The organism is Streptomyces sp. NPDC057638 (assembly GCF_042800315.1).
Taxonomy (GTDB): Bacteria; Actinomycetota; Actinomycetes; order Streptomycetales; family Streptomycetaceae; genus Streptomyces.
On sequence record NZ_JBHVHF010000444.1, the window covers coordinates 1 to 4,919 of the forward strand.

At 72.0% G+C, this 4,919-nt stretch carries 4 protein-coding genes; 1 reads left to right on the forward strand and 3 read right to left on the reverse strand.

What is annotated here, in order from left to right; all coding sequences use genetic code 11:
• Positions 1–301: 301 nt before the first annotated feature.
• Positions 302–994, reverse strand: a complete 693-nt coding sequence (locus ACFVIM_RS32845) for a metal-dependent transcriptional regulator (RefSeq protein ID WP_384309353.1) — start codon at positions 992–994, stop codon at positions 302–304.
• Positions 995–1,320: 326 nt separating this feature from the next.
• Between ACFVIM_RS32845 and ACFVIM_RS32850 the strand changes: the two genes are divergently transcribed.
• The gene (locus ACFVIM_RS32850; RefSeq protein ID WP_384309355.1) at positions 1,321–2,076 is read left to right on the forward strand and encodes an SIS domain-containing protein; all 756 of its coding nucleotides are present in this window, start codon (positions 1,321–1,323) and stop codon (positions 2,074–2,076) included.
• A 33-nt stretch (positions 2,077–2,109) separates the two neighbouring features.
• Here ACFVIM_RS32850 and ACFVIM_RS32855 read toward each other — a convergent pair whose 3' ends face one another.
• The gene (locus ACFVIM_RS32855) at positions 2,110–3,576 is read right to left on the reverse strand and encodes a PAS domain-containing protein (RefSeq protein ID WP_384309358.1); all 1,467 of its coding nucleotides are present in this window, start codon (positions 3,574–3,576) and stop codon (positions 2,110–2,112) included.
• A 421-nt stretch (positions 3,577–3,997) separates the two neighbouring features.
• On the reverse strand, positions 3,998–4,621 hold the full coding sequence (gene pdxH, locus ACFVIM_RS32860; protein ID WP_384309360.1) for a pyridoxamine 5'-phosphate oxidase: 624 nt from the start codon (positions 4,619–4,621) through the stop codon (positions 3,998–4,000).
• Positions 4,622–4,919 lie beyond the last annotated feature (298 nt).

Genomic DNA, 4,919 nt, shown 5'->3' on the forward strand with positions numbered 1-4,919 from the left:
CACCCCCAGGCGGAGCCTGGGGGAGAGATTTTCGCGTCCGACGTGCTCGATCGCTCGTTCCTCACGATCTCCGCGCGACGGCCGTGAAAACTCGACGCGCCCCTTTGGCTCAGAACCGACCTCCGGTAGAGCGAACCGTCACACGGAGCTAATCAGCGGCAGAGCCGCCGTGAGCGAATCCGGTGGCGGAGCTCCCACGGGAAATCCGGGGAGCGGGGGCTCATCGGGGTTGATCAGCGTCCGGGGGTCAAGGACACGACAGAAGCTGATCGCGGACATAGTTACAGGGAGAAACGGGTGGTCAGCGCTTGGCGACGAAGACGTGGGAGGCGACGTCGGACTCCAGCTCGGCCGCCTCGCCGCCGCTGCCGACCAGGACGCCGCCCGCGGACTCCGTCACGCTCACCACCGAACCGGGCTGTACGCCCGCGCGGCGCAGCGTGTACATCAGCTGGGCGTCGGTCTGGATGGGCTCGCCGATGCGGCGGACCACCACGGTCTTGCCGTCGGCGCCCGGGTCGAGCTCGGCCAGGGAGACCATGCCCTCGTCCAGGAAGGGATCGGCCTCGGCCTTCTCGCCGAGCTCCTCAAGACCGGGGATGGGGTTCCCGTACGGCGACTCGGTGGGGTGGCGCAGCAGCTCCAGCACCCGGCGCTCCACCGCCTCGCTCATCACGTGTTCCCACCGGCAGGCCTCCGCGTGGACCTGCTCCCACTCCAGGCCGATCACATCGACCAGGAGACACTCGGCGAGCCGGTGCTTGCGCATCACGCGGGTCGCCAGTCGGCGGCCCTCCTCGGTCAGCTCCAGATGGCGGTCCCCGGCGACCATCACCAGACCGTCCCGCTCCATGCGGGCCACGGTCTGGCTGACCGTGGGACCTGATTGGTCAAGGCGCTCGGCGATACGGGCACGCATCGGGACCACACCTTCCTCTTCGAGTTCGAGGATGGTGCGGAGATACATCTCCGTGGTGTCGATCAGTCCGGACATACGTGCCCCTCGATGAAATCGTGCGCTGCGGCCCCGAGACTCAATTCTTACGCATCCCGCTGACAACCGGGCCGTGCCGACGGAAGCCGGTGCCTGCGATCGTATTGACAGGGCAAAGGTCCAGACCGCAACGTGATCGGCGGCATGGGGCACTCAGCGTTGCGCCCGGGGCCGCCCGGGTGCCGTTCGGCGGGGCCCACACCCGGCCCCGGGCGCGGCAGGCGGCTGTTTCGCGCCCCTTCCCGCCCGTTTCGTTTGTCGTGTCGTTTGTTGCCGCACCCCGTGGGCCCACTGCCCCGGGTCCGCACTCCGGAGAGGTCTCGAAGATGAGCGAGAGCACACTGGCCGGTCAGTTCCTCGACGCCGCGATCGGCCTGCTGGGCCGGGTACGGGACGAGGAGGCCGCCCAGGTCGCCGCCGCGGGCGAGGCCATCGCCGACACCGTCGCCGCCGGCGGCCGGCTCTTCGCCTTCGGCGCCGGGCACTCCTCGCTGCCCGCCCAGGACGTCGTCTACCGGGCCGGGGGCCTGGCCCTGATGAACCTGCTGCCCGTCCCCGGTGTGGTCGGCGTCGATGTGGTGCCCGCGACGCTCGGTTCGGCGCTGGAGCGGGTCGAGGGCCTGGCCGGGGCCGTCCTCGACACCAGCCCCGCCCGTTCCGGCGATCTCCTGGTGATCATCTCGCTCTCGGGACGTAACGCCCTCCCGGTCGAGATGGCGCTGAACGCCCGCGCGCTGGGTCTCACGGTGATCGGGGTGACCTCCGTGGCCTACGCCGAGCAGACCACCGCCCGGAACGCCTCGGGGACCTTCCTGAAGGACCACTGCGACATCGTCCTGGACTCCAAGATCGCCGTCGGGGACGCCGAGCTGACCCACGAGGACATCGACGCGCCGTTCGCGCCCGCCTCCACCGTGGTCACCAGCGCGCTGATGCAGGCGATGATGGCCGCCGCGGCGGAGAACCTGGTGGCCCGGGGCGTACAGCCGCCGCTGCTGCGGTCGGGGAACGTCGACGGCGGGCACGAGTGGAACGGGCGGGTCATGACCGAGTACGGGGACCGCATCTTCTACCGCAACTGACACCGGGCGGACGACACCCCCGCGCCGCCACCGTCACCGGGGCGAGGCGAGGTCCAGGGCCGAGGCCGTCAGGATCGACATCGACTCCGCGTAGACGGTGTCGGCGCGGGTGAAGGCGGGGCGGGTGGGGCCGCGCAGAAAGGTGAGGACGCCCAGGGTCCGGCCCCGGCTGCGCAGAACCGCGCACAGCGCGTGCACCATGCCTTCGGGCCACTGACGCCGACTGGACCAGTCCGGCCCCAGCCCCAGTCCCCGGCCGCCGTCCGGGGCGCGCTCCTCACGGTCGGCGGTACGGAAGGCGGGGTGGCGCCCCGCGTCCGGCCCCTGGGGGCCGACGGCCTCCGGGGAACTGGCCCGGACCGAGCCATTGCGGTCGGCGGCCTGGAGCGCCGGGTGCCCCGGGGTGTACCGGACGGGGATCCCGCCCCCGGTGACGGGCACGCACGGCCCCGGCGCGTCGGTCGGGGTGGCCGCCGTGCGGATCAGCCGGGCCTCCCCCGCCGGGTCGATCAGATCGATCAGCGCATGGTCGGCGAACCCGGCCAGGGCGAAGTCCAGATAGGTCGTCGCCGCCTCCATCGGGTCCTCGCACTCGGCCGCCGCCCGGCCCGCCCGGTGGAGCTGGCTGGAGCGGAACCGCAGCCGGTGGGTCTCCTGCTCGGCCAGCTTGCTCTCGGTCACATCGTGGAAGAGCCAGCCCACGCCCAGTGGCACCGGCTCCTCCGCCAGCGGCGAGGCCAGCCGGACGAACCCGCTGCGCCAGCAGCGTCTGCGCTCACCGCCGGAGCCTGGCCCACCGGTTCCGCCGTCGAGCGTCAGCCACGTCTCACCGAGACCGCGCGGGGTGCCCTCCGCGAGCACGTGCTGAAGGGCGCCCTCGATCTGTTCGACGCCCTGGACCAGCAGTTCCCCGAGGGGGCGGCCGAGCGGGGAGGTGCGGTCGGTGCCGAGCGCCCGCGCCGCGTACCCGTTCAGCGCGGTCGGGCGGAGATCGACATCGACGAGGACCACACCCCAGGACGCGTCGTCGAAGAGCGCCTCACTCAGCGCCACCGAGCGCTCCAGGTCCAGTTGGGCGTGGGTCTCGCTGAAGGCGCAGTACACCCCGGCGGGCTCGCCGTCCGGGCCGGGCACCCGCGCGGACTGGGTGCGCACCAGCACCCGGCCGCCGTCCTTGCGCAGCAGCGCGAACTCGTGCACCTGGCGTCCGGGCGCCGCCATCGCGGCCAGCAGCCGCGCCTCCGCCCCGGCGGCGTCGGCACCGCGCACCGCCCAGCCGGTGAACCAGCGCCGCCCCACCGCCTCCTGGGCGGACCAGCCCAGCATCCGGGTGGCCTCGCGGTTCCAGTGGGTGACCACGCCGTCCGCGTCGAAGGCGACCAGGGCCGCGTCCATGCCGTCCAACAGCGCGGTGAGCAGTAACCCGGCGCCACCCACCAGCGCTGGGCCGGGCTCGTCAGGCCCCAGCGCGTTGGCGGTCCCACTCGTCGATGCACTCATCCCGGCCCCCTGAAGGACGCGTTCCGCGCGACTTGTTGCCCGTACGATCATTGAACTCGAACGTGACCCACGACACACCCGGTTCCAACAAATCACATGACCCTTTAATTCGGTTGAAGCACTCCCGGAGCCTTTCTAGGGTGGAGGTACACAAGAGAGGAGGTGGTTCGGCAGATGTACGCATTCCGGACTCGTGAGGTGGCTGCGGGCTGACGCCCGTCGTCCGCACTCTGTGCAGTCGGCAGGGCTCCTGCCGCAATTCAACGCAGACACCGACCCGTGGGTTCGCCGGTAAGTCCGGCCGGCCCCTCCGTCAGGAGGGACCAGAGCCCACGGGTTTCTGCGTGTACGGGGTCCCCTCCCCCGGACGCCCTGGGATACCCGGGACACCTGGGGCACCCGGGACACCTGGGCTGGACGGTCAGGGCGCCAGGCGCTCGATCCGCCAGGTGGTGCCCTCCCGGAGGTAGCGCAGCCGGTCGTGGAGCCGGTTCTCGTGGCCCTGCCAGAACTCCGCCGTCTCCGGCGTCACCCGGATCCCGCCCCATCGGGGGGGCGCCGGGACCGGCTCACCCTCCGGATACCGCTCCGCCAGCTGCTCGTAGGCGTGGAGCAGCTCCTTGCGCGAGTCGATCACCGACGACTGCGCGCTCGCCCACGCCCCGAGCTGCGACCCATGCGGACGGGTGCGGAAGTAGGCCACCGTCTCCTCGCGCGACACCGGGGCCGCCGTGCCCGTGACCACGATCTGGCGGGCGATCGGATGCCAGGGGAAGAGCAGCGAGACCCGGGCGTTGGCCGCGATCTCCCGGCCCTTGCGCGAGTCGTAGTTGGTGTAGAAGACGAAGCCGTCCGGACCGTACCCCTTCAGCAGGACGGTACGGGTGGAGGGCCGGCCGTCGGGGGTGGCGGTGGCCACCACCATCGCGTTCGGCTCGTGCAGCGCCGCGGCGGTGGCCTGGCGGAACCAGCGGTCGAACTGGGCCATCGGCGTGGGGGCGAGCGTCTCCTCCAGGAACGGGGTGGAGCGGTACTGCTCGCGCATGACGGCGGGGTCCGGGATGGTGGAGTCGTCATCGGTCACGGGGTCATCCTGCCGCAGGGCGCCCACCGGCCCGGAACCAAGGGGCGGATACGGATTCCGTGCGGGTGCTCGGTGCTCGTTCTCCGTGCGGGTGCTCGGTGCGGGTGACCGGTGCTCGGTACGGGTGCTCGGTGCTCGTTCTCCGTGCGGGTGCTCCGCGGGGGGCGCTGTACGGATCCCCGGTACGCGTGGGGCGGGGTCGGGCGCAGGGGGCTTCCGCAGGCTTCGCCCGGGAGGCGCCGCCGCCCCCGGGCCGCAT